Origin of the sequence: Nonomuraea mangrovi, from assembly GCF_042681425.1 — a bacterium.
Classification (GTDB): Bacteria; Actinomycetota; Actinomycetes; order Streptosporangiales; family Streptosporangiaceae; genus Nonomuraea; species Nonomuraea mangrovi.
This window is the reverse complement of the sequence record NZ_JBHUFV010000033.1, coordinates 275722-298126: the sequence shown is the minus strand read 5'-3', so window position 1 is coordinate 298126 and position 22405 is coordinate 275722. Positions and strand designations below refer to the sequence as shown.

General features: G+C 69.1%; 25 protein-coding genes. 9 read left to right on the top strand and 16 right to left on the bottom strand.

What is annotated here, in order from left to right; all coding sequences use genetic code 11:
• Positions 1–17: 17 nt before the first annotated feature.
• The 7 genes from ACFSKW_RS19790 to ACFSKW_RS19760 all read right to left on the bottom strand — a co-directional run bounded on the left by ACFSKW_RS19790 (position 18) and on the right by ACFSKW_RS19760 (position 6315).
• A complete protein-coding gene (locus ACFSKW_RS19790) occupies positions 18–362 on the bottom strand; it encodes a cupin domain-containing protein (RefSeq protein WP_379573741.1) in 345 nt (114 codons plus the stop codon).
• On the bottom strand, positions 362–1753 hold the full coding sequence (locus ACFSKW_RS19785; protein ID WP_379573740.1) for an NAD(P)/FAD-dependent oxidoreductase: 1392 nt from the start codon (positions 1751–1753) through the stop codon (positions 362–364). Before ACFSKW_RS19785 ends, ACFSKW_RS19790 begins: the two co-directional genes overlap by 1 nt.
• Positions 1750–2832, bottom strand: coding sequence for an ABC transporter ATP-binding protein (locus tag ACFSKW_RS19780; RefSeq protein WP_379573739.1), 1083 nt, complete (start codon positions 2830–2832; stop codon positions 1750–1752). The genes ACFSKW_RS19785 and ACFSKW_RS19780 overlap by 4 nt, the downstream gene beginning before the upstream one ends.
• Complete coding sequence (locus ACFSKW_RS19775) at positions 2822–3604, bottom strand: ABC transporter permease (RefSeq protein WP_379573738.1); 783 nt, start codon at positions 3602–3604, stop codon at positions 2822–2824. Before ACFSKW_RS19775 ends, ACFSKW_RS19780 begins: the two co-directional genes overlap by 11 nt.
• Positions 3601–4428: an ABC transporter permease gene (locus ACFSKW_RS19770; protein ID WP_379573737.1), complete on the bottom strand. Its 828-nt coding sequence runs from the start codon at positions 4426–4428 to the stop codon at positions 3601–3603. The genes ACFSKW_RS19775 and ACFSKW_RS19770 overlap by 4 nt, the downstream gene beginning before the upstream one ends.
• Before the next feature lie 7 nt (positions 4429–4435).
• Positions 4436–5554 carry an ABC transporter substrate-binding protein gene (locus ACFSKW_RS19765; protein WP_379573735.1) on the bottom strand — a complete coding sequence of 373 codons (1119 nt, stop codon included), beginning with the start codon at positions 5552–5554 and terminating at the stop codon, positions 4436–4438.
• A 203-nt stretch (positions 5555–5757) separates the two neighbouring features.
• The gene (locus tag ACFSKW_RS19760) at positions 5758–6315 is read right to left on the bottom strand and encodes a helix-turn-helix domain-containing protein (RefSeq protein WP_379573734.1); all 558 of its coding nucleotides are present in this window, start codon (positions 6313–6315) and stop codon (positions 5758–5760) included.
• Between the two features lie 968 nt (positions 6316–7283).
• Between ACFSKW_RS19760 and ACFSKW_RS19755 the strand changes: the two genes are divergently transcribed.
• Genes ACFSKW_RS19755 through ACFSKW_RS19745 form a run of 3 tightly spaced genes read left to right on the top strand, consistent with a single transcriptional unit; the run spans position 7284 to position 10272 of the window.
• Positions 7284–8585, top strand: coding sequence for an ABC transporter substrate-binding protein (locus ACFSKW_RS19755; protein ID WP_379573733.1), 1302 nt, complete (start codon positions 7284–7286; stop codon positions 8583–8585).
• On the top strand, positions 8582–9466 hold the full coding sequence (locus ACFSKW_RS19750; RefSeq protein ID WP_379573732.1) for a carbohydrate ABC transporter permease: 885 nt from the start codon (positions 8582–8584) through the stop codon (positions 9464–9466). The genes ACFSKW_RS19755 and ACFSKW_RS19750 overlap by 4 nt, the downstream gene beginning before the upstream one ends.
• The gene (locus ACFSKW_RS19745; RefSeq protein ID WP_379573731.1) at positions 9463–10272 is read left to right on the top strand and encodes a carbohydrate ABC transporter permease; all 810 of its coding nucleotides are present in this window, start codon (positions 9463–9465) and stop codon (positions 10270–10272) included. The genes ACFSKW_RS19750 and ACFSKW_RS19745 overlap by 4 nt, the downstream gene beginning before the upstream one ends.
• Before the next feature lie 66 nt (positions 10273–10338).
• On the opposite strand, the gene ACFSKW_RS19740 is transcribed toward ACFSKW_RS19745, so the two are convergent.
• From ACFSKW_RS19740 to ACFSKW_RS19730, 3 genes are read right to left on the bottom strand one after another with little or no spacing between them, the layout of a single operon-like run.
• On the bottom strand, positions 10339–11301 hold the full coding sequence (locus ACFSKW_RS19740; protein WP_379573730.1) for a D-2-hydroxyacid dehydrogenase: 963 nt from the start codon (positions 11299–11301) through the stop codon (positions 10339–10341).
• A 5-nt stretch (positions 11302–11306) separates the two neighbouring features.
• A complete protein-coding gene (locus ACFSKW_RS19735) occupies positions 11307–11504 on the bottom strand; it encodes a hypothetical protein (protein ID WP_379573729.1) in 198 nt (65 codons plus the stop codon).
• 48 nt (positions 11505–11552) lie between these two features.
• On the bottom strand, positions 11553–11795 hold the full coding sequence (locus ACFSKW_RS19730) for a hypothetical protein (RefSeq protein ID WP_379573728.1): 243 nt from the start codon (positions 11793–11795) through the stop codon (positions 11553–11555).
• Between the two features lie 208 nt (positions 11796–12003).
• Here ACFSKW_RS19730 and ACFSKW_RS19725 point away from each other — a divergent pair, with 208 nt between their 5' ends.
• Positions 12004–12177: a hypothetical protein gene (locus ACFSKW_RS19725; protein WP_379573727.1), complete on the top strand. Its 174-nt coding sequence runs from the start codon at positions 12004–12006 to the stop codon at positions 12175–12177.
• Between the two features lie 28 nt (positions 12178–12205).
• On the opposite strand, the gene ACFSKW_RS19720 is transcribed toward ACFSKW_RS19725, so the two are convergent.
• Both ACFSKW_RS19720 and ACFSKW_RS19715 read right to left on the bottom strand, forming a co-directional pair.
• Complete coding sequence (locus ACFSKW_RS19720; RefSeq protein ID WP_379573726.1) at positions 12206–13864, bottom strand: TROVE domain-containing protein; 1659 nt, start codon at positions 13862–13864, stop codon at positions 12206–12208.
• Positions 13865–13959: 95 nt separating this feature from the next.
• Positions 13960–14082, bottom strand: coding sequence for a hypothetical protein (locus tag ACFSKW_RS19715; RefSeq protein ID WP_379573725.1), 123 nt, complete (start codon positions 14080–14082; stop codon positions 13960–13962).
• Between the two features lie 98 nt (positions 14083–14180).
• On the opposite strand from ACFSKW_RS19715, the gene ACFSKW_RS19710 reads away from it, so the two are divergent.
• On the top strand, positions 14181–14474 hold the full coding sequence (locus ACFSKW_RS19710; RefSeq protein WP_379573724.1) for a hypothetical protein: 294 nt from the start codon (positions 14181–14183) through the stop codon (positions 14472–14474).
• Between the two features lie 296 nt (positions 14475–14770).
• On the opposite strand, the gene ACFSKW_RS19705 is transcribed toward ACFSKW_RS19710, so the two are convergent.
• Complete coding sequence (locus ACFSKW_RS19705) at positions 14771–14938, bottom strand: hypothetical protein (RefSeq protein WP_379573723.1); 168 nt, start codon at positions 14936–14938, stop codon at positions 14771–14773.
• 198 nt (positions 14939–15136) lie between these two features.
• On the opposite strand from ACFSKW_RS19705, the gene ACFSKW_RS19700 reads away from it, so the two are divergent.
• The 3 genes from ACFSKW_RS19700 (at position 15137) to ACFSKW_RS19690 (ending at position 18421) form a co-directional block, all read left to right on the top strand.
• Positions 15137–16933, top strand: coding sequence for an ABC transporter ATP-binding protein (locus ACFSKW_RS19700; protein ID WP_379574559.1), 1797 nt, complete (start codon positions 15137–15139; stop codon positions 16931–16933).
• A 245-nt stretch (positions 16934–17178) separates the two neighbouring features.
• Complete coding sequence (gene blaOXA, locus ACFSKW_RS19695) at positions 17179–18009, top strand: class D beta-lactamase (protein ID WP_379574558.1); 831 nt, start codon at positions 17179–17181, stop codon at positions 18007–18009.
• A gap of 97 nt (positions 18010–18106) precedes the next feature.
• Positions 18107–18421, top strand: coding sequence for a hypothetical protein (locus ACFSKW_RS19690; RefSeq protein ID WP_379573722.1), 315 nt, complete (start codon positions 18107–18109; stop codon positions 18419–18421).
• Positions 18422–18501: 80 nt separating this feature from the next.
• Here the strand turns inward: ACFSKW_RS19690 and ACFSKW_RS19685 are convergent, their stop codons facing one another.
• The 3 genes from ACFSKW_RS19685 to ACFSKW_RS19675 form a co-directional block, all read right to left on the bottom strand.
• A complete protein-coding gene (locus tag ACFSKW_RS19685; protein ID WP_379573721.1) occupies positions 18502–19047 on the bottom strand; it encodes an ATP-binding protein in 546 nt (181 codons plus the stop codon).
• 855 nt (positions 19048–19902) lie between these two features.
• Complete coding sequence (locus tag ACFSKW_RS19680; protein ID WP_379573720.1) at positions 19903–20736, bottom strand: SDR family oxidoreductase; 834 nt, start codon at positions 20734–20736, stop codon at positions 19903–19905.
• A gap of 193 nt (positions 20737–20929) precedes the next feature.
• The gene (locus tag ACFSKW_RS19675; RefSeq protein ID WP_379573719.1) at positions 20930–21301 is read right to left on the bottom strand and encodes a DUF5997 family protein; all 372 of its coding nucleotides are present in this window, start codon (positions 21299–21301) and stop codon (positions 20930–20932) included.
• Positions 21302–21355: 54 nt separating this feature from the next.
• On the opposite strand from ACFSKW_RS19675, the gene ACFSKW_RS19670 reads away from it, so the two are divergent.
• Complete coding sequence (locus tag ACFSKW_RS19670) at positions 21356–22084, top strand: LysR family substrate-binding domain-containing protein (protein WP_379573718.1); 729 nt, start codon at positions 21356–21358, stop codon at positions 22082–22084.
• Positions 22085–22405: the final 321 nt, after the last annotated feature.

Below are 22405 nucleotides of genomic sequence, written 5' to 3'. Positions count from 1 at the left end.
GTCCGGTAATCTACTAATCAGGTAGGATTTGTGTCAATTGTGATGTAGGTCTTACGCATCGTCTCGTGCACCACCCACGTGCCCTTCCAGCCGTCCCGCAGCACCACGGTCGAGCCGGGGCCGAGCTCGGTCACCTCGCCGTCCTCGGCGGTCAGCGTGGCCCTGCCGGTCAGGATCTGGCAGATCTCGTGGAAGCCGTCACGCACGGCGGTGAAGGTGCCGGGCTCGCACTCCCACACACCCGCCTCCGCGCCGCCGTCACGCCACAGCTCCAGCGTCGACTCTCGCTGCCTGGTCAGGCTGGTGGGCTTGGGGACGGCGGGAGGAAGCGTCACGGTCACGGCGTCGGTCAGATGCGTCATCAGCGCCCCGCAATCAGGTTGGCCAGGCGGGCGTACCCGGAGGTGGTGGTACCCCTGTCGTTCTCGCGCCGGTCCGCGGCGCGGAACAGCGTGTAGATGAGCTGCACGCCGGCGTAGCGCAGCGGCTCGGGCTCCCACTGGCGGACCTGGCGGCCCACCCACGGCAGCGAGGTGAGTTCGGTGTCCTGGCGCAGCACCAGGTCGCGCAGCGTGCGCCCGGCCAGGTTGGTGGTGGTGACGCCGCTGCCGACGTAGCCGCCGGCCCAGCCGAGGCCCGTCTCGTGGTCCAGGTGGACGGTCGAGCACCAGTCGCGCGGCACGCCGAGCACGCCGCACCAGGAGTGCTGGATGCGCGCGTCCGCCGCGGCGGGGAAGAGCTTGACCAGCATCCGCCACAGCGACTCGACGGTCCAGCGCTGGGTGGCGCCGCGGTCGTCGGTGCGCGAGCCGTAGCGGTACGGCACGCCGCGCCCGCCGATGGCGATGCGGTCGTCGGCGGTGCGCTGGGCGTAGATGTAGGCGTGCGCCTCGTCGCCCAGCAGCTCGCGGTCCTCCCAGCCCAGGTGCTTCCACACGTCGGCGGGCAGCGGCTCGGTGACGATCATCGAGCTGTTCATCGGCAGCCACTGGCGGCGCTGCCCCTCGATGCCCGCGGTGAAGCCCTCGGTGGCGCGGATGACGTACTCCGCCTTCACCACCCCCCTGGTGGTGATCGCCTGCCTGGGCTTGATCGCGGTGACCGTGGTGCCCTCGAAGATGTCGACGCCGAGCGCGGCGACGACCCTGGCCAGGCCCACGGCCAGCTTGGCCGGCTGGATGCGGGCGCAGTGCGGGCTGAAGGTGGCGTCGAGCGCCCCGGCCACGCGCAGGCGCGACTCGCGCTCGTCGCGCTCGAGCAGGCGCAGGTCCTGCTCGCCGTACCCCCACGCGCGCAGCTCGTCGAGCTCCTCGTGCAGGCGGCGGCGCTGGGCCGGGTTGGTGGCGGTGTGGATGAGCCCGCCCTTGTGGATGTCGGCGTCGATGCCCTCCTCGCCGGCGACGCGGATGACCTCGTCGACCGAGGTGAACATGGCGTGCTGCAGGTCGATCATCGCCTGGCGGCCGCGCGCCTTGGCGTGGCGCTCGCGCGAGCCCGCGAACTCGGCCGACAGCCATCCGCCGTTGCGTCCCGAGGCGCCGAACCCGGCGAACTCCTTCTCCAGGATCGCGATCCGCAGGTCGGGCTGGGCCTTCTTCAGGTAGTAGGCGGTCCACAGGCCTGTGTAGCCGCCGCCCACGATGGCGACGTCGTAGTCGCGCGAGCCCGGCAGCGCCGCCCTGCGGTCGGGGATGCCGATCTGCCGGTACCAGAAGGAGACTCCTCCGTTGGCGAAGTCCTTGGTGACGTTCACGTGAGCACAGCCTCCGCGTCGCTTTCGTCGGGTAGGAGGACGGAGTCGGCGACGCGCCAGGTCAGCGTCACCTCGTCGCCCACACGGGCCTCGCTCAGGCCGCCGGCCTGCTCGCGGACCAGCGCGGGAGAGCCGTCCGGCAGCTGCAGCTCCAGCTTACGGCTGGAGCCCAGGTAGATCTCGCCGGTGACGGTGCCGGGCAGGGCGTTCCATCCAGGCTCGGCCTCGTGTCCTGGCTTGCGGACGGCCAGCCGCTCGGGCCGCACCACCAGGGCGCCGTCCTTGGCGTCGATGCCGCCCTGGACGTGCAGGTGGCGCGCGCACACCCCGATACCGTGGTCGGAGACGGGCCCGCGCAGGACCGTCGACTCGCCCAGGAACTTGGCCACGAACAACGTCTTCGGCCGCTCGTAGAGCTCGGCGGCGGGTCCGACCTGCTCGATACGGCCCTTGTTGAACACCGCGATCCTGTCGGACAGCACCAGTGCCTCGTCCTGGTCGTGCGTCACGTAGACGAACGTGGTGCCGAGCTCGGCGTGGATGCGCTTGATCTCCAGCTGGAGCCAGTCGCGCAGCTTCTTGTCGAGCGCGCCGAGCGGCTCGTCCATCAGCAGCACGCGGGGGTTGTAGACGATCGCGCGGGCGACGGCGACGCGCTGCTGCTGGCCGCCGGACAGCTCGCGCGGGTAGCGGTGGCCGAAGTCGCCGAGGTGGACGGTCGCCAGCGCCGCCTCCACCATCTCGGCGCGCTTGGCCTTGGGCACCTTGCGCTGCTTGAGCGGGAAGGCGATGTTCTCCGCGACCGTCATGTGCGGGAAGAGGGCGTAGTGCTGGAAGACCATGCCCATGTCGCGCTTGTGCGGCGGGGTGGAGCCGATGGAGGTGCCGTCGACGGTCAGCTCACCGCTGGTCTGCCTGACGAACCCGGCGATGATGTTGAGCGTCGTGGTCTTGCCCGAGCCGCTGGGCCCGAGCAGCGTCATGAACTCGCCAGGCTCGATCGACAGCGACACGTCGTCGACGGCGACGAAGTCGTGGTAGGTCTTGGTGAGGCCGGTGAGCTGGATGCTACTTGGCACGGGTCCTCCTGGCGACGAAGAAGGTGGCGACGAGGACGAGCGTCGTGGTGAGCACGATGATCATGGTGGCCGCGGCCGCGATGGTCGGATCGGTCTCACGGGTGACGCTGGCGTACATCTTCACCGGCAGGGTCTGCAGATACGGACTTTGGATGAACAGCGAGACGACCACCTCGTCGAAGCTGGTCACGAAGGCGAACAGCGCCCCGGAGGCCACGCCGGGGGCCACGAGGGGAAGCGTCACGCTACGGAAGGCGGTCCACCTGCTCGCTCCGAGGCTGGCGGCCGCGTCCTCCAGCCGCCTGTCGAAGCCGCGCAGCGAGGCCGTGACCGGGATGATGACGAACGGCAGGGCCAGCACGGTGTGCGCCATGACGAAGCCCACGAGGGTGCCCACGAGCTGGAGCTTGAGGAACACCGCGTAGGTGCCGATGGCGAGCACGACGCCGGGCACGATCATCGGCGCCAGCAAGGAGCCCTGGGCCACGGCGAGACCTCTGATCTTCGCCCTGGTCAGGCCGAGCGCGGCCGCCGTGCCGAGGACGGTGGCCACGACCGTGACCAGCAGCGCCACCTGCACGGAGGTGCCGAGCGCCGACATCCACGCCGAGTCGCCGAAGAAGTTGGCGTACCACCGGGTGGAGTAGCCGTCAGGGGGGAACTTCAGTGACGGCTTGTCGGTGAAGCTCAGCGGCACCACGATCAGCGCGGGCGCGACCAGCCACACGCCGATCAGCGAGCAGAAGGCCCAGAGCAGCCCGCGGGCCCTCATCCTGTCACCTTCCTTCCGGTACGGCGCAGCGTCAGCGCCAGCAGCGCGATCATGGCGAGCGTCAGCCCGAGCAGCACGACGCCCATCGCGCCGCCGCGACCCCACTTGAGCAGGCCATTCACCTGAGTGAAGATCTGCTGCGAGATCAGCGCGTCGGTCGGCGAGCCCAGCAGCGCGGGGGTGACGTAGAACCCGAGCGCGCTGATGAACACCGTCAGGCACCCGGCGGAGACGCCGGGCAGCGACAGCGGCACGTACACCTTGAGGAACGCCTTGACCGGGTGGGCGCCGAGGCTGGTGGCCGCGGGCAGCAGCCGCCTGTCGATGCCGCTCATCACCGCGTACAGCGGCAGCACCATGAACGGCATCAGCAGCTGCACCATGCCGATGACCACGCCGGTCTGGGTGCGGATGAGGCTGAAGGGCCCCATCCCGAGCACGCCGAGCATCTTGTTGATCACGCCGGTGTCCTGGAGGAGGATCACCCACGCGAACGTGCGCACCATGAGGCTGGTCCAGAACGGCACCAGCACCAGGAGCGTCAGGACCGCCCTGGCCTTCGCCCCCGCGATCGTCATCGCGTAGGCGTAGGGGTAGGACAGCGCCAGCGCGACCAGCGTCACCCAGAACGCGGTGCCGAACGTCCTGCCGAGCACCTGCAGGTTCGCCTGTTCACCGAAGAACCAGGCGAAGTTGCCCAGCCCTGGCTCGGGGTCGGTGAAGGCGCTGACCAGCATCGACACCAGCGGGTAGAGGAAGAAGACACCGAGCGCGACCAGCGCGGGCAGCAGGAGGAGCGCGGGCCCCGCCGTTCTCTCTTTCACGGCGTGCTCAGCCCCCGAGCCAGGCGGACCACTTCTCGATCATCTCGGACTGGTTCTCCGCCCACCACTTGTCGTCCACCTTGAGCCGCTTGTCGGCCACCTCGGGGCGGGTGGTCAGGAAGGAGGTGCCGAGCTCGTCGAGCTGGGGCTTGGCCTCGGTGTTGATGGGCGAGTAGGAGGTCAGCTCGGTGAGCTTGGCCTGCTGCTGGGCGCCCAGGTAGTAGTTGATCATCGCCATGGACGCCTTGGGGTTCTTGGCGTTCTTGGGCACGGCGAGGGAGTCCATGATGGGCATCCACTCGTTCCACTGGACGTCGAACTTCGCGCCGTTCTTGATGCCGGCGTAGGCGCGGCCGCTCCACATCATGACCATGTCGACCTCGCCGGACTCCAGCAGTTGCTGGGACTCGGCGCCGGTCTTCCAGAAGACCAGGTCACCGCGGACGGTGTCGAGCTTCTTGGTCGCCTTGGCCACGTCGATCGGGTAGAGCTTGTCGGCGGCCACGCCGTCGGCCACCAGCGCGGCCTCGAACGGGCCGGGCGCCGAGTCGCCCGGGTTGCCGGGGATGGCCCGCTTGCCGGGGAACTTCGCCGTGTCGAAGAAGTCCTTCCAGCCCTGCGGCGGGTTGGACCCGAACTTGTCCTTGTTGTAGGCGAGGACCATGCCGTACTGCATGGCGGGGACGCTGCACTCGGTGGCCAGGCCGTCAGGGACCTTCGACTTGTCGATGATCTTGTAGTCGAGGGGCTGGAGCAGCTTGCCGCACTGGGCCGCGGCCCAGATGGAGTCGGTGTCGACGACGTCCCAGGTGACGTTGGAGGAGTCGACCTGCGCCTTGATCTTGGCGTAGTCGGTCGGGCCGTCCTGGACCACCTGGGCGCCCGACTCCTTCGCGAAGGGGTCGATGGCCGCGTCCTGCTGGCCCTTCTGGTAGACGCCTCCGTAGGACACGAAGGTCATGTTGACGCCCTTCAGGGCGTCCTTCTTGATGGCTCCGGACTGTGCGGGCCCTGAGCCGAGGTCGACGTCCGCGGGCGCCGCGGCGCCTCCGCCGCAGGCCGCAGCCAGCAGGAGGGAGGCCGCGGCGACAGCCGTACCGGCCAGTCGCTTGGGTCGCATGAGCATGGTTGCCCCCTCGTTGATCGTGAAATGGGGTTCTTGGGGGGTGGGGTCAGGGGGGTGGGGTCAGGGGGGTGGGGTCAGGGGGGTGGGGTCAGGGGGGTGGGGTCAGGGGGGTGGGGTCAGGGGGGTGGGGTCAGGGGGGTGGGGTCAGGGGGGTGGGGTCAGGGTGGTGGGGTCAGGGTGGGATCGGGGGGTGGGATCGAAGGTCAGTCAGGTGTGGGCGGGCCGATGATCCAGAGGACCTCGGCCTCCTCCTCGCCGTCGTTGACGACGCGGTGCGGGACGGAGGTGCGGTACTCGACGCTGTCGCCCGGCCCCATCCGGAGCAGGCTCTTCTCGCCCAGGTGGACGGCTACCGCGCCACGCAGGACGAGCAGGATCTCCTGGGAGTCGCCGTGGGTGTACTGCTCGTCCCCTGTGGAGGCGCCTGGCTCGAACTCGCCGCTGTACACCTCCAGGTTCTGGAGCGGTCGCTGCGAGATCAGGTACTTGCGCGAGCCTTGTCCCGCGTGCAGTTCGGGGCGCTCGGCCCTTCTGACGACGCGATGGCCGCTCGCCTCCTCTTCGCTGAACAGGTCGGCGACCGTGATGCCGAGCGCCACGGCGATCCGCCGTAGCATCCCGACACTCGCACTGGTCTGACCGCGCTCCAACTGGCTGATGAAGCTGGCACTCGCCTGTGCCTGCGCCGCCAGACCCCTGACGGTCATCTGGCGCATGCTGCGATAGGCGCGGATCCGGTCGCCCAAGGGCTCAGATGCCATCGAACGTCTCGATTCTCTGCACTGAACAAGTTGTTAAGTGGCAATGAAGGGACCGTACAAACGCATCAACCGCCCCAGCAAGAGGGCGGTTGGTTACAAATCGGTCAACTGTGATCACGCTCACGTCAAAGAACGCGCAAAACCGCTGGTGACGGGCGTGTGGGTGAGAGGCAAAAATCACGGGGGCGTTCGAGGACGCGGCCGGCCCCACTGTTCCGGTCATCAGGATCGAACAGCTGCAGCGCGAGCGCCTCCATCCACGCCGGCACCCGCGCGAGCTCCTTGAACTCCTTGCGCTCAGCGGCGCGAACCTGACGCCCTCGCCCGGCTCGCCGCGGATCAGCCTCCCGCCCGCACCACGCCCCACGGCGGGAAGCCCGCCTGCTCACCACCCGGGCCTCGCCGCACCGCCGGCCCGGGGCTCGAGGCCCACCCACATCACGCCCCCCCGGAGGCCCGCCACCGCTTGCCGCCGCAGAGACCCGCACCACCCGCCGCCTCCGGCGGTCCGCACCCCTCGCCCTCCTCGTCTCGCGCACCCGCGAAGAAGGCGCTCGCGGGCGGCGCCGCCTGGCGCCGAGAAAGGCCGGTTCACAGCCAACCACGAGACACCCCGCGAGCCAGCGCCGGAGACAGGCGTGCCCGTCGAGCCGGTGCGCTGGGGCGGGCGCGCCCGCCGAGCCAGCACGCCGGGGGGCCTGTTCCGCGAGCCGACGCTGGAGGCAGGCGCGCCCGTCGAGCCGATGCGCCGAGGGCGGGCGCGTCCGGCGAGCCGGGTTGGCGTGTCGAGCTCGCGCGCGAGGTCGAGGGCGGCAGCGCGGCCGGGCGTCGGGCGGCCCGTCGTCAAGCGCACAGCCGAGCGCACAGCCGAGCGCGCGCCAAGGAAGGGCTAGCGCTCCGGCTTTATTCAGCGTACTTTACTCAGAACTCATTATTCAGCGTGTGACATAGTACATCCTGGAGCGGAAGTGAAAGCTCTCCTTGCCGCCGTGGCGGCACTGGTCACCCTGACCGGATGCGCGACGGGCGGCGTCCAGCAAGCCGCGCCGTCGATCGCGCCCAGCTCCCAGAAGCTGTCCGGCGAGGTGAAGGTGTGGTCCTTCGACGTCGGGGCCAAGGCGCTGCAGCGTCTGGCGCCAGAGTTCATGAAGCTGCATCCCGGCGTGAAGGTCGAGGTGACCGACGTCGGCTACGACAACGTCTACGACAAGATCACCGTCGGTCTCCAGTCCGGCTCCGGCCTGCCCGACGTCGTGCACCTGGAGGACGAGCGCGTCTCGGCCTACGCCAAGAACTTCCCCAACGGCCTGGTCGACCTCGCCCCCGTCGCCGGCAAGTACAAGAGCGACTTCGACCCCGCCAAGTGGCAGACGGCGTCCGGTCCCGGCGGCAAGCTGTACGCCCTGCCGTGGGACTCCGCGCCCGTCGGCCTGTTCTACCGGCGCGACTACTTCGAGCAGGCGGGCGTCAAGGCCGAGGACGTCACAACCTGGGACGAGCTCGTCACGGCGGGCCTGCGAGTCAAGGCCAAGACCGGCAAGCGGCTGTTCGTCTCCGATCTGGGCAACATCACCCCGCTGTTCACGACCCTGCTCCAGCAGCAGGGCCAGGGGATCTTCAAGGACGGCAAGGTCGCGGTGAACTCGGCGGCGGGTGTGAAGGCGCTGACGCTCATGGCCCGCCTCAACAAGCAGGGCCTGCTGCAGAACGAGAAGGGCTGGGACGGCAGGGTCACCGCCACCAAGGAGGGCAAGGCCGCCACCGCGCCCACCGCCGTGTGGTGGAGCGGCACGCTGACCTCCGAGATGCCTGAGCTGTCAGGAAAATTCGGGGTGGTCCCGCTGCCGGCCTTCGAGGCGGGCGGCGTGCGCACCTCGGCCAACGGCGGCTCCATGCTCGCCGTCACCGGGCAGACCCGCAACCAGCAGGCCGCCTACGCCTTCGCCGAGTTCGTCACCGCGAACAAGGACAGCCAGCTGTCGATGATGAAGACCGAGAGCCTGTTCCCCGCCTACCTGCCCGCGCTGGCCGCCCCCTACTTCGGCACCCCGGTCGACTACTTCGGCGGCCAGCCCGTCAACCAGATCTTCGCCGAGCAGGTGCGCGACATCCCGCCTGTGGAGTCCACGGACGACGACGCCGAGGCGGCCGAGCTGCTGAAGACGCTGCTGTCGCGCGCCGTGGTCGGCGGCGAGGATCCCAGGACCGTCCTGGACGAGGCCGCCAAGCAGATCTCGGCCGCCACCAAGCGGGAGATCGCGGCGTCGTGACCGCGCTGACCGAGAAGCTCGTCGGGGCTCCGGCCCTGACGGGTCCCCGCCACCGGCGGCTCATCCCGTGGATCTTCGCGGGCCCCGCCACCGCGCTGTTCGCCGTCTTCTTCGCCTATCCGCTGGCGGCCTCGCTGATGCAGAGCTTCCAGCGGACCGAGGACGGCGTCACCTCGTGGGCGGGCCTCGACCAGTACGCCAGGCTGCTGGCCGACGCCAGGTTCGGCAGGTCGCTGCTGAACGTCGGCCTCATCCTGGTCGTCCAGGTACCGATCATGATCGGGCTGGCGCTGGTGCTCGCCTATGTCCTCAACCAGTCGTGGCTGCGCTTCCGCGCCACCCTCCGGGTCGCCTTCTTCCTGCCCGCCGTGACCACCCTGGTGGCGTACGCGGTGGTGTTCAGGGTGCTGCTGAAGACCGAGGGCGGCATGGTCAACCAGCTGCTCGGGCACGAGATCGGCTGGCTGGATGACCCGATGTGGGCGCGGGTGGCGCTGATCGCCTCCATCACCTGGCGGTGGACCGGCTACAACATGGTGATCCTGCTGGCCGGTCTCCAGTCGATCGGCAAGGCGCAGTACGAGGCCGCGGCCATCGACGGCGCCGGCCCGTGGCGGACGTTCACCAGCGTGATCGTGCCGCAGCTCAAGCCGGTGATCCTGTTCTGCTCGATCACCTCCACGATCGGGACGCTGCAGCTGTTCGACGAGAACAAGGTGCTGACCGACGGCGGGCCGGACGACGCGACGCTCTCGCCGATCCTGCTGCTGTTCCAGGTGGGGTTCAAGCAGTTCGACTTCGGTTACGCCGCCGCGATGGCGTGGGTGATCGTGCTGATCATCGGCCTGCTGTCCTACGCGCAGTTCAGGTGGTTGAAATGAGACGGTTGCTGGTCTGGCTGCTCGTCGCGGCGGGCGCGCTCGTCAGCGTCGTGCCGTTCTACTGGATGGCGGTGGCCTCCACCCACGACACGAGCGAGCTGTTCCGCTCGCCGCCGCCGTTCCTGCCGGGAGACGACCTGCTGGCCAACCTGCGCGGGCTGGAGGAGGCGGTCGGCTTCAGCAGGGTGATCGTCAACAGCCTGGCCACCGCGCTGGTCTACACCGCGGGTAGCGCGCTGGTCAGCGCGATGGCCGGGTACGGCCTGGCGAAGTTCCGTTTCAGGGGCCGCGGCGTGCTGCTGGCGGCGGTTCTCGCGACGATGATGATCCCCTTCCAGGTGTTGCTCGTGCCGCTGTTCCAGATGATGGCGAGCATCGGCTGGGTCGACACCTACCAGGCGATCGTCATCCCGTTCCTGGCCAACTCCTTCGGCATCTTCCTGATGCGGCAGGCCTTCCTCGACTTCCCCGACGAGCTGATCGAGAGCGGGCGTCTGGACGGCGCGGGCGACCTGCGGATCTTCTACCGGCTCGTGCTGCCCGTGGTACGGCCGCAGCTCGGCGCCCTGGTCATCTTCACCTTCATGAGCCAGTGGAACTCCTTCATCTGGCCCCTGCTGATGCTCAACTCCGAGGAGAAGTACGTGCTCCCCGTCGCGCTCAGCCACCTGACCGGGCTGACCCGTGTCGACTACGCGGGCCTGATGCTCGGCGCGCTGCTGGCGACGCTGCCGCTCATGCTCGTCTTCCTCGTCTTCCAGAAGCAGTTCGTCTCCGGCCTGCTCGGCGGGGCGGTGAAGGGCTGACCCTGAGGACCCGCACCCCGCGGCCGCCCATCCCGCGGCCTCGGGCGGTGGCCGTCCGGGGAGGGATCAGTAGCCCCGCGACCACCGCACGACGTTGCGCAGCGGCTCCCCCGCGACGAACCTGCGCCAGTTGTCCTCGAACACCTCGAGGATCTGGCCCGACTCCTGGTCGGAGCCGCCCGCGGTGTGCTGGGTGAGCAGCGTGTTCGGGGTGCTCCAGAGCGGGTGTCCGGCCGGCAGCGGCTCGGTCGCCGTCACGTCGAGGACCGCCCCGCCGAGCCGTCCCTCCCGCAACGCCGCCACCAGCGCGTCCTCGTCGAGGAGCGAGCCGCGCCCTGCGTTGACGAGGATCGCGCCGGGCGGGAGCAGCGCCAGCCGCGCCGCGTCGACCAGGCCCGCCGTCTCCTCGGTGCCCGGCAGCAACCCCACCAGCACGTCGGTCTCCGGCAGCAGGGCGTCGAGCTCGGCCAGGCTCATCCGGCGCGAGTAGAGCGTCACACGGCAGCCGAAGGGGGCCAGCAGCTCGGCCAGCCGCCGCGCGATCGTGCCCGCGCCGAGGATGACGACCGACGCCCCGGTGAGCAGCCGCAGCCTGGGTCTGATCGGCTCCTTCGACCAGGTCCGCCGCTCCCCCAGCCGCGCCAGCTCGTCGACGCCCCGGTACAGCGCGAGCAGGCCCGCGAGGCAGGTCTGCGCGACGGGATCGGCGAACGTGCCCGACAGGTTCGTGACGGTGATGCGCCGCCCGAGCTCGGACCAGTCGAGATCCAGGTATCTGTCGATCCCCATGGACGACAGCTGCAGCCAGCGCAGGTCGCCGGCCTGCGCCAGCCATTCGGGCGGGCAGTTGCCGACCGCGACGCTCGCCGCGGCGAACGCCTCGACGTCGCGCCGGGTGTGCTCCTTGGGCTGAGCGAACCACACGGGCACGTCGCCGGCGAGCGCGCGGACCCGCTCCCGCTCGGCGGCGGTGAGCGCCAGCTCGACGTACAGGCTCGTGTTCCGGTGCTCGCCGGTCGGAGGCGTCATCGTGATCAGTCCGCCCAGCGAAGAGCCTGGGCCATGCCGGCGGCCGGCGTCTCGGTGGCCAGCTCGCGGAGCTGGTCGGCCAGCGCCAGCGCCTGCTCACGGGACATGCGCGGCTCGGTGCCCGTGTAGAACACCACGATGTCCCCCGAGGGGGAGCGCACGGGGGTGAAGGGAAGCGAAGGGGAGATCACCATGATGGACATCAGTCTTTCGTACCCGACCGACAATTTCGGCGGGTTCAGCGGTGGGTTTCACTCGGCGATGCGGTCGACCAGCTTCGTCCAGAAGGCGATCAGCTCGTTGCCGGTGAAGCGGATGTAATGGATGCGATCATGGCCCCGGTAGACGGCCACCTCGGTCAGCGGCGCGCCGCCCTCCTCGAAGCTGGTGTAGAGGGAGGTCCAGTCGTCGGGGCCGGGGACCCACTCGGGGAAGGCCAGGCGGGCGGCCTGGTCACGGAGTGCGGAAACCCAGCGCTCCTCCGAGGAGTCCATACTTCAAGGTGCCAGGAGCCCCACCAAGACGTGGCAAAAACACCACATCAGGATGTTTCGCGCAGACGCTCGCGAACCATGAAGAAGTATCACAACCCTCCCCTCCAGGCCTCATCTCCCCCTTGATGAACACGACCTCTCACTTGACGGGCCCTTGCCGCCCGGGTCGATAGCCTGCCGGGCAACGATCACCACAGGGGGACTGACAATGAAGCGTTTCGCGATCATGACCGCCGGCGTGGCGCTGGCACTGGGCGTGGCAGCCGCGCCGGCCGTCGCCGCCGCCGGCGCACCGGCGCCGTTCCACGCCAGCGGCAACCCCGTCTCCGACCTGCTCGGCAAGCTGCTCGGCGGCGGTGGCGGGCTCGGCAAGCTCCTCTAGGACCGGGTCCTGTGAGCGCACCCGGACGTCAGGACCTGACGAACCCGTTGATCACCATCGGCAACGAGGCGTCCAGGCCGGCGACGTTGAGCACGCCGTCGTCCTCCGGATCGCCGATCGTGTAACCGGCGGCGGTCATCGCGACCACGACGGCCCTGGCGTCCGGGCTGACCGAGCGGCGGTAGGCGGTGAGCGCCTGCGACGGGTGGGAGCGGCCCGCCCACGTCTCGTTGTCGGTGAAGACGACGATCCCGTCGGCGCCGAACCGCTCGCCGGCCGCCCACGTGAACGGCAGCGACAGGTCGGTGCCGCCGCCCGAGGGCGTCCACGAGGACAGCTCCCGCAGGTTCGTGCGCGAGGTCACCCTCGACGCGTGCACCGCGGTGTCCACGTCGATCACGTGCACGTTGCCCCTCTCGATACGGGCCAGCATGACCGCCAGCGCGCAGCCCGCCTGGTAGGCGGTGCCGAGCAGCGAGCCGCCTGAGTAGACGCCCTGGCCCATCGAGCCGGAGGAGTCCACCGCCACCAGCAGCCTCCTGCCCGACGGCGCGACCGCGCCGAACGACAGCTCGTAGGTCTCCTCCAGCGCGTCGAGGATCGCCGGGACCGGCGTCCACGTCTGGGCGTCCGCCTTCCTGTTCGGCTGGGCGCGGCCCGAGCCGTACACGCGCATGGCCAGCCACGCGTCCATCGGGTGGATGCGGGCCTTGCGCACCGCGTCGGCGTCGGACAGCCGGGCGACGGCGCGCGCCGTGGCCTCGCCCATCGGCGTGAGCGTGCCGATGCGCGTCATCCGGGCCAGGTTACGGATGAGCGCGGTCATCCCGACCGTGTCCACCAGCGCGTCCCACACCGCGGGCTCGCGCAGCATCGCGTCGGGCAGGAACTCCCACGGCACCCGCGCCTCGCTCACCACGCGCACCGCCTGCTCGACCGACGTGACCGCCTTGGCGCTCAGGAACCGGTCGACGGCGGGCAGCACGTCCCTGGCCACATCGTCGTGGACGTTGCCCGCGATCCACCCGAACAGCGTCCTGCGCCGCTCGTCGTCGGGAACGGGGTGGGCGATCCTCAGCACGTCACGCAGCGAGAACGCCTCACCCTGCGGCGTCCTGCGCTGGGCGGCCTTGCACGCCTTGAACGCGACATCGTCCGCGTCGCCGGTCAGGAACCACGAGCCGAGCGCCGTGCGCAGGCTACGGCCCACGACGGGCGCGCTGCCCCTGCCGGTCGCCTTACCGCCCAGGTTCTTGTAGTAGCCGAAGAACTGAGCCAGATGGTCGGTGGTACGGGCGACCCTGGCCAGGGCCGACTTGGCGGCCTGCCTGGTGTCGGCGTCGCCCTTGGCATAGCAGGCGGCCAGCGCGAACAGCGCAGGACGCTGCTTCGGCGCGCGCGGCGGCCTGGCCGTGGCGATGCCGGTCAGCAGCGCGACCACCCGGGGCCCGTCCTCGCCGATGGCCTGGAACAGCACATCCGCGTTCTCGGCCGTCAGCCTGTCCTCACCGACGTAGTAGGTGCCGCCCGTGGTGCCCAGAATGAGGAAGTCCTCCAGCCTGGTCCACAGGTCCTTGGCGAAGACGTAGCCGCCGGCCGCGTTGGGGACCTGGTCGGTACGGCCGGAGATCGGCCGGCTCTGCGGCGTCGCGGTCGTCGAGACCGCGGCGAGGGGATCACGTGCCACGGTGGTGCTCCTTCGGTTTCGACCCGCCGTCGAGGCGGATGTGGGGGAGGCGATCTACGCGCGACCCCACATCCGAATATCCGGCGCCACCCCGATCACCTGGTGAACCACCAGAAGGCGACCACGATCGCGGCGACGAGCAGGGCGACGGCGTACGCGAGCAACGCTCTGCCCAGGCGGCGGCGGACATAGCCGGGGCGGTGACGGTCAGCGGTCATGATGTCCTCCAGCGGTCGGAATACGAACTCTTTGGCCCGCATGCCGGGTTTTGGTCGGCAGGGTAGGGCAGGTTCCCCACGACAAGGGGGGATCTTAGATGATCAAGAAGTTGCATCAGATGGGCCTCAGGTCCGGCCACATGTACGTCGCGGGATTCGCCGCCATCGGCGCGTCCATCTGCTCCTGGCTGATCTCCGCGTCGGCCGAGGACGCGGGGATCGACAGGGCCGACCGGTGGGGAATCTTCATCGGCGAGTGGGCGCCCACGCTCTTCATGCTCGGGGTGGCGCTGCGGATGGAGGAGACCCACGTGGACAAGGAGGACACCTCTGAGATGGCCATGTTCGACAAGTCGATGGGCGGCAGCAGCCGCGCCCGCGCAGGCGTCTAGCCGCCTGCTCGCGCAGGCCGCTGCGTGGTGCACGGCCTGCGCCCCTCCCCCTTCCCCTCGCCCCCGACCCCCTCTCCCCTTCCTGCAGGCGCTTGCGTACGACTACGCGCGCCCCCGTACCGCGTGCCACACGTGCTCGTCCCGGCCGCCGCAGCGGGACGACTCGCTCTGACCGTGGGCGGCATAACCGTGGCGACACGCCGTTAGATCACCATCTTTATGCCGAAATATCCGTATACCCGCATGGAATTTTGTGTCCGGATTGTTGCGCGGACCTCTTTGCCCGTACAACGAAATCACGGCGAAATTTGCTCCATCCGGCGATCGGCGGAGACCCGCTTGAGGCGGCATTGACCCAGTTCCGGCAAGGTATGGGAATCCTGTGCGAGGTTTATCGGCGATTTACCGTAAATCGCCTTTTGATCTTCCTGAGGTCTCGCCGCAAAGAGATGTTCAATATGCACGACAATTGATGATTCATCCCGATTTGGGTGCTAACGTCCTGTTGTGAGAGACAGCACATCACGGGGAGGAAAAATGACTCTCAACAAACTGTTCCCGAGCCCGACGACAAGCGCGAGCTGGTGGGGCTGTCGCCGGCGTAGGTGCGGCTGCGGTGGCTGGGGTGGCGGCTGGGGCTGGCGCCGACGCTGGTGGGGCGGATGGTGGTGATAGGTAGTTCCCGTGAGAGCCGATGGATTTCCCGTCGGCTCTCATTTACCGCCCGGGACCGATCTCCCCTCGCTCCCGCCGTCACCATCCGCAGGACATTCGGGGAATTCTGGCCCTACACCCGCGGCCTCCGGAAGCTGTTCGCCGCGGGCGTCGTACTCGCCATCATGGCCGCACTGTGCGAGGTGGCGACGATCGCACTGTTCGGCTACATCACCGACGCGGTGCTCAGCGCAGGTGATCTCGGGGCATTCTGGCGCCCCGCCCTCGCATGGCTGGGGCTCGCGGTGGTCGCGGGCCTTTTCTCCTTCGCCGGCTCCTACGTCACGGCGCTGGGAGCCGAGCGCTTCCTGCTCAAGCTGAGGGACGCCGTCTTCGCCCACCTCGAGACCCTGACGCCCGACTTCTTCGACAACCGCAAGCTCGGCGACCTGATGGCCAGGCTCACCGACGACATCCAGGCGATCGAGGAACTCGTCGGGTCGGGGCTCGTCAAGGTGGTCACCACACTCGCCAGCGTGATCTTCTTCGCCGGCGCCGCCTTCTACATCAGATGGGACCTCGCGCTGGTGACGATGGCGCTCGTTCCCGCGTTCCTGCTGGTGTCGAAGCTGTTCGCCGGCCGGTTCAGGACCGCGGCCGCCCGCGAGCGGCTCAGCAACGGCGCGATGAACAGCGTCATCGAGGAGAGCCTGTCCAACCAGTCACTCGTCCAGGCCTACAACCGTCAGCGGTCGGAGTCACGCCATCTGCACAGGGAAGGGCGCACCTGGCTGAAGGCCAACATGACGCAGGCGTGGCTGTCCGGCGCGTACGGCCCCGCCGTACAGGTGCTGGAGACCATCTGCCTGATCGTCATCATCGGCTTCGGTGCCTGGGAGATCGCCTCAGGACGCCTCACCATCGGTGGCCTGCTGGCGTTCGCCGCCTACCTGGCCTACCTGTATCCGTCCGTCCAGAGCCTCGGCGAGATCGCTCTCACCGTCAGCGAGGCGGCGGCTGGCTCCGACAGGGTCATGGAGGTGCTGCGGGCACGTCCCGCGGTCGCCGACAGGGCCACCGCCGTACCCCTGGCCGCGCGCAGCAGGGGGTACATCGAATTCGCCCACGTCTCCTTCACCTATCCCAAGCGCCGCCAGCCGGCGCTGCTGAACCTGTCGTTCACCGTCTCACCCGGCGAACTCGTCGTGGTGACCGGGCCGAGCGGCGCGGGCAAGTCGACGCTGGCCAAGCTGCTCCTGCGTTTCTACGACCCTCTGACCGGAGGGATCCTGCTCGACGGCACCGACATCCGCGACATCACCATGGCCTCCCTCCGCGACAACATCACGCTGCTCCACCAGGAGAGCCTGCTGTTCTCGGGGACCGTCCGCGACAACATCGCGTACGGCAGGCCGGAGGCGACGCTCGACGAGGTCGTGCAGGCGGCCGAGCTGGCAGGGGTGCACGACTTCGTCAACACCTTGCCCCAGCGGTACGACACCCCGATCGGGCAGCGGGGACGTCTGATGTCGGGCGGGCAGCGGCAGCGCCTCGCGATCGCGCGGGCCATCCTGCGGGACGCGCCGGTGCTGGTGCTCGACGAGCCGATGACCGGCCTGGACGAGTCCACGGCGGCACGGATCATGGAGCCGCTGGCCCGGCTGATGGAGGGGCGCACCACCATCATGATCACCCATGATCTGCGCCATGTTCCGGCAATGGCACGCACGATCACGCTCGAACCGGCACGGCGCGCGAACCGGATCACGCTGAAGCACAGGACACCGCGTAACGCGCCCGCGTGACGGGCCGTCAGATGCGGCGTCATGATTCGGCGTTGCGACATTCTGCAAGGGAATGTCAACGGTTTGCGGGAAAGCGTCGAGAAGAAGAAGCGGGTCCGGCCCGGCCTTCCCCAGGGAATGGCCGGGCCTCCTCTTGCTCCCGGCCAGGCACGATATCCGTTCCTATATCGATGGACGGTCAATATCACTATTGGACACGTCGCCACGCGGCTGGTCTGATCTCCCGCATGAAGCGCCCCATGATGATGTTGAACGCCGCCCTCTTGACGGTCGCCGCCCTGACAGGCGTCGCGGCCCCCGCCACGGCGACCCCCGCACCCGCCCAAGCCGCCTCCCCCGCCGGTCCGATCGTCAGGGACGACCTGCGAGCCCTCTTCGACCAGGCCGGCGTACGCGGCACCTTCGCCCTCATGGACGTCGGGACCGGCCGTACCACCGTCGTCGACCGCGCCAGAGCCGAACGCCGCCTGATCCCCGCGTCCACCTTCAAGATCCCCCACGCCCTCGTCGCGCTCGAGACCGGCGCGGTCAAGGACGAGAACGAGGTGATCCCCTATGGCGGCAAGCCCCAGCCGTTCCCCGAGTGGGAGAAGGACATGAACCTCGGCGACGCGATCAGGGCCTCCAACGTCCCCGTCTTCCAGACGATCGCCCGCCGGATCGGGCTCAAGAAGGAACGGCAGTGGCTCAACCGCCTCGGGTACGGCGACCGCGAGGTCGGCACCGTGGTCGACCGGTTCTGGCTCGACGGTCCGCTGGAGATCTCGGCCGTCGAGCAGACGCGCTTCCTGTCCAGGTTCGCCCGCCAGAAGCTGCCGGCCTCCATCAAGAACCAGCGACTGGTCCGCGACATGCTGAAGATCGAGGAGAAGGACGGCTACGCCCTGTACGCCAAGACCGGCTGGGCCTTCGACGTCAAGCCCGCCATCGGCTGGTGGGTGGGCTGGGTCGAGCGCGACGGCCGGCTGTACACGTTCGCGCTGAACATCGACGTCAACGCCGACGGCGACACCGGCAAGCGCGTCCCGCTGGCCCGCGACCTCCTGAAGCGCCTGGACGTCCTGCCCGCCTCCTGACCGCCGCGCACCGCTGGAGCTCCCGCGAGGCTACTTGACGGTCCGTGGCCAATTGATTACTAATGGCAAGGTTCCCCATGAAAGGACTTGCCCGACCATGCGCGTCTCTCACCGCACAGGTGCCGTTCTCACCGCGTCCGGCCTTCTCGCCGCGACCCTGCTCGCCCTCCCCGGCCAGGCCGCCGCGGCGGTCCCTACCGGCAACGCCCCGACCTGTGTCACCGTCTGGGAGCGCACAGGACGCATCATGAAGACCGGCTATGCGAGAAACGACTGCGACTACTCGCTGAACCTCAAGATCGTGTGGGCGCGCGGCACGGACGGGCCCTGCGAGACCGTGCGACCGGGGCAGACCATCAGCACACAGGTGCCACGCGGCGTCCGAAGCTTCGACGGCGCGAGCAGATGCTGATGTGACCGCCTGCGGTGGTCACGAAGCCCGGTGGCGAGATCGCTACCGGGCTTCTTTCACGCCTGACGGCGGTGCGCCGATCAGCAGGCGACCGGGGCGACCACCGGAAGTTCGAACCAGACGCTCTTCCCCTCAAGGGTGCGCTGGCTGCCCCAGCAGCAGGCCAGCAGGTCCAGCACGGCCAGTCCGCGGCCGTTCTCGTCGCCCGCGTCGACGTGGCGGAGTTGGGGCAGGATCTCGTCCGCGTCCTGGACCTCACAGCGCAGCAGGTCCTCGACGACGTAGAGAACCAGCCGGTACGGCCCGCGCGCGTGCCGTACCGCGTTGGTGACCAGCTCGCTGACCAGCAGCTGCGCGACCTCTGAAGGCCCATCGAGGGCCCAGGAGGCCAGCCGGGCCCTGATGAGGTGTCTCGCCCAGGCCACCGAGGAGGCGTCGGGCGGAAGCGACCACGAGGCGCATCGCACGTCCGCGTCCAGCTGAGGCTCGCGATAGGCGGGCTCGACCGGCGAACGCCTGTCTTCCAGGTTCTCCACACACGCGTACTCGGGAGCGGCCCCGCCCTGCGCATAGGTCTGCCGGTCCGCGCTCCTGCCGATGACGCCGGCTACCGAGCACTTGTTCATCTCGCACCTTCCGCCCGGGGCGGATCCGCTCACGTCCAGGCTGGCGTCCTTCCAAGACCACCAGGCCGCTACGCCGGATCCGCCCCCCTTCTTGCTGACACGACCAGCATGCGCAGACGACGGGCGTATCCGGGGCGGTATAAACCCCCGTATAGGTACCTGTTCTTACGTACGTAGACGCTCGGTCGTGGCCGTAGACCGCACCGGCCGCAGCAGAGGTAGCCGCCCCTTGAGGCGTATCGAGGCGCCGACCGCGGTCACGCACGCCGGCGACCTGGTCCCGGCATCCCGCAGGACGTCGACCCGCTCCCCTCGCCCGCCGACCCTGCCGATGGTACGGATGTGGGGTGACCGACCGGCCGTATGACGTGCTAGGCCGCTACACCACACCGCCCGGAGGCGGCGCCGGGATTCGAACCCGGGTCTCCGCTTTTGGAGAGCGATAACCGATCGAGATTCGACCCGTACCACCGGCAGGGCTGACGGACGATCAGGTCTGGAACCGGCGCGGATGTGGGAGGGCCCACCGGCCGATACGGTGCTCTACCGCTGAGCTACACGGACCCGAAGTCCGTGACGGGATTCGAACCCGCGACCACCGGCTTAAGAGGCGATAACCGACGAGCTTCGACCCGTGCCGGCCCAGACCTGACCAGCCCGCCAAGCCAGAAGGGGATACGGCTCCGACGAGGAGCACCGGCGAGTCGCTGAACGACAACCGGCACCCTTCACCCCGCATCCACATCAAGCCCGACGAACTTGGACCTACCGTACCGAGCATCGCGACGCCCCACACCTCAATATCGAGCCCACTCGGGACGCCGGGCACCCTCGCGTTTCGGACGGAGGGCGCGATCACCGCCGACCGTCACCCAGGAACCGCCGCGCGCCGCGCAACGTGGTCCGAAGCCGGCGCTGAGTCATGGCGCAGTCCAAGCGCACGTCCAGGGGGCCGGGCACCCTGCTGTCCGCCCGCCGGCCCGAAGGCAGACGGTCCGCGTCGAGGCCGTCGCGGCGAGCGATGAGCAGCCCAAGCTCGTATCGGCTCACGGCATCGGCTCCGGCGACGTGGTGGACACCCCGATACTCGGATGCCGCGAGTTCCAGGAGCGCCGCGGCAAGGTCGACCACATGCACGGGACACCGCACGTCGTCGGTGAACAGCACCCCTCGCGCCGTGCCGGTGGCCAGTGAATGCACAAGGGCCTCGTGCGAGGAGCCCCCGTCGCCGATGATCAAGGATGTCCTGGCTGTCACCGCAGCCGGCATAATCGCGTTCACCGCCGTCTCGGCGGCGGCTTTGGCCGCGCCGTACGGGGTGATCGGGTCGGGGACGCACGTCTCGTCATAGCGAATCGCGGCGCCGGAGAAGACCGCGTCACTCGACACGTGAACGAGGCGTCCGCCCGCCGTGGAGACAGCGAGAGCCACGTTCACGGCGCCGATCGCCGTGGTCGTCCAATCCGCCTGCCGGAAGGCGGCGTTGACGACCACCTCCGGCCGGAAGGCGCCGACCAGCACGTCGACGTCCTCTCGCCGGCGCACGTCGAGCGGCGACCACTCAACGCCGGCGATCTCTCCAGGCCGCCGGGTCAGATAGGTCGCGGCCACCTCGTGCCCCGCCAGCGAACACTGTCGAGTGAGCTCGCTGCCGAGAAAGCCACTGCCGCCGACGATGAGCGTCCTCATGACCGGTCACCATAGTTGATCAGCAGCTCCGAGACGGCCGCCGTTTCCACCAGTGCCGCGCACGCCCACCTGCGGCAAGAGCCCGTCCCCAGCTCCCTGCGTAAGCTCCTTGGTTCCTCGGGACGACGAGGAACTCGCGGCAGGACGGGCTCGTCGCAGGTCGCAGGACGGGCTCGAGCAGGATCCCAGCCGTCTAGCGTTGCTTGAGGCGGAGCGCTTCCTTGCGGGTCTCTGCCTGGATGGACCGCTCGCGCTCCAGCCACGCCGGGTTCTCCGCCTTCAGCGCGTCGATCTCAGCGGTGGTGAGCGGTCCGGTGATCCCGCCCCTGGTCAGGCCGGAAATGGAGACCCCGAGCTTCGCGGCGACGACCTGCTTGGGGTGCGGACCGTTGCGGCGCAGGTCAGCGAGCCAGGCGGGAGGCCTCGACTGCAACTCGTTCAGCTCGTCCCTGGAGACGACACCCGCCTGGAACTCGGCGGGAGTGGCCGAGAGGAGGACACCCAGCTTCTTGGCCGCGGTCTCGGGCTTCATCGTCTGGATGGTCTTCGGCTTGGACGAGGTCATGGCGCCAAGAGTAGTCAGTCGGAACGGTTCCCCTGACATCGGTACCCTGAGCACGTGACTGATGGGGAGACCGGCAGGGTGTTCCGGCTGGCGTACGTGCCCGGGGTGACACCCGCGAAATGGGTCAACGTCTGGACCGAGAGGATGCCCGGCGTGCCGCTCACCCTGGTCGCGGTTCCCGCCGCCGAGGTGGTGGGACTCCTGCGGGACGGCGGCGCCGACGCCGGTTTCGTCAGGCTGCCGGTCGACCGCGACGGGCTCAGCGTGATCCCTCTCTACGTGGAGACCACGGTGGTCGTGGTGCCCAAGGACCACGCGGTGGCCGCCGCCGACGAGGTGGCCATCGCCGACCTGACCGACGACGAGGTGCTTCATCCTCTGGACGACACCATCGAGTGGACGGTCCGGCCCGGGCTGCCCGCGTTCACCCGCCCGGCCACGACGGCCGACGCGGTCGAGCTGGTAGCGGCGGGCACCGGGCTGCTCCTGGTTCCGCAGTCGCTGGCACGCCTCCACCATCGCAGGGATCTCACCTACCGGCCGGTGCCGGACGCGCCGCAGTCTCAGGTCGCGCTGGCCTGGCCCACGGACGCGACCACTGACCTGGTGGAAGATTTCATCGGCATCGTCCGCGGCCGGACAGCGAACAGCTCGCGCGGCCGTACCCCCGCCTCCCCTCCGGAGAAACCGGCACAGCGGCAGGCACGAAAGCCCGCGCAGAACGGCTCCGGCCGCCGGGCCGTGCCGGCCGGCCGGAAAAAGAAGGGCCACCGGCCCCGGTGACCCGCAACCCTCCGGTTCGTTCCTCGCCCAGTTCGCACGGGGACGGTTCGTGCCGCACTGATCTACCCACCAGGTACGGCTGAAGCGGACCACAAGTACCTGCCCTGATCTGGGCATACCGCCCATGGCGGTCTCTCGCCGTCCGGACTCGTCCATGGCCGTTGTCACCCAGATAGTCACTCAGCGCCGGATGAGGCTCACCCCCGAACAATGCAGAGAACAGCAGGCCGCGCTCATCGCCGGCCTCGCCAAGCGCCCGCGAATTCGAGAGACACGATCCCGCAACTGAGATGCGGCGCAGATTCGGCACCGTTCGAACCA